A 1,367-nucleotide genomic window follows, 5' to 3' on the forward strand; every position below is an offset into this window, starting at 1 on the left:
TCGAGGAGGATGGTTTTGGTTTCGAGGAAGGGGGCCAGGCCCTCGACCCCGCCCTCGCGGCCGATGCCCGATTGCTTGAAGCCGCCGAAGGGCAGCCCGAACTCCAGCTTCATCCCGTTCTGCCCGAACCCGCCCGACTTCATGCGCCGCGCAAGGCGATAGGCCGCATCGACATCATGGGTCAGCACCGACCCGTTGAGACCGTAGTTGCTGTCATTGGCGATGCGCAGCGCGTCCTCCTCGTCCTCGGCCGGGATCAGGCACAGCACCGGACCGAATATCTCCTCCTGCGCGATGCGGCTCCTGTTGTCGACATTGGCGAACAGCGTCGGCTCGATGAAATAGCCCTTGTCGAGGCCCGCCGGGCGATTGCCGCCGGTGACGAGGTCGGCGCTCCGGCGGCCGAGCTCGACATATTCCTCGACCCGTTCGAGCTGGCGCTTCATCGCCACCGGGCCGAGCTGCGTCGTCATGTCCTCGCTATGGCCGATCCTGATCCCCTGCATCACCCTGGCGATCGCGTCGGCCAGCTCGTCATGCCGGTGTTTCGGGACGATCGCCCGGCTCAGCATCGCGCAGACCTGCCCGCTCATGATCGTGATGGTGTTGCCCAGGATCGCCGCGGCCGCCTCGATCGGGAAGTCGTCGCGCACGATCGCGGCCGACTTGCCGCCCAGCTCCAGCGTGCAGCGCGCGACCCGGCCGGCGCAGACCTCGCCGATGCGCTTGCCCGCGCCGGTCGAGCCGGTGAAGCTCACCTTGTCGACGCCGGGGTTGCGCACCAGATGGTCCGACGCGTCGCGCCCGCCGCAGACGAGGTTGACCACGCCTGCCGGGATGCCCGCCGCCTCGGCCGCCTCGGCCATGATATAGGCTTCCAGCGGCGTCTCCGGCGAGGGCTTCATGATCACGGTGCAGCCCGCGACCAGCGCATAGGCGACCTTGCTCGACAATATGCCATAGGGCGCGTTCCACGGCGCGATGCAGGCCGCGACGCCCACCGGCTCCTGCACCACCAGCGCGGTGTCGACCTGCGTGCTGGGGCGGCGCTCGACGAAGGCATAGCTGTCGGCGAGGCTCGCGATGAACCCGAAGGTGGCGGTGGCGCCGCCGGTCATGATCGGCGCGAAGCTCGCAAGACCGCCCACCTGCGCGGTCCAGGCGCGGGCCAGCTCCGGCTCGCGCTTCTTCAGTTCCTCCGCCATGCGGCGCACATAGACCCCGCGCTCGGCCGGGCTCATCCGCCCCCATGGCCCCTCGTCCAGCGCCACCCGCGCCGCCGCCACCGCCCGGTCCATGTCCTGCTCGTCCGCCTCGGCCACATGGCCGATCACTTCCTCGCTGTTAGGCGATACCAGCTCGATCAT

General features: G+C 69.1%; 1 protein-coding gene. It reads right to left on the reverse strand.

The features are described from left to right. The coding region (locus tag GGR43_RS23310) for an aldehyde dehydrogenase (RefSeq protein ID WP_188074086.1) at positions 1 to 1,367 on the reverse strand (1,367 nt) is incomplete at both ends.

Origin of the sequence: Sphingobium jiangsuense (genome assembly GCF_014196495.1) — a bacterium.
Taxonomy (GTDB): Bacteria; Pseudomonadota; Alphaproteobacteria; order Sphingomonadales; family Sphingomonadaceae; genus Sphingobium; species Sphingobium jiangsuense.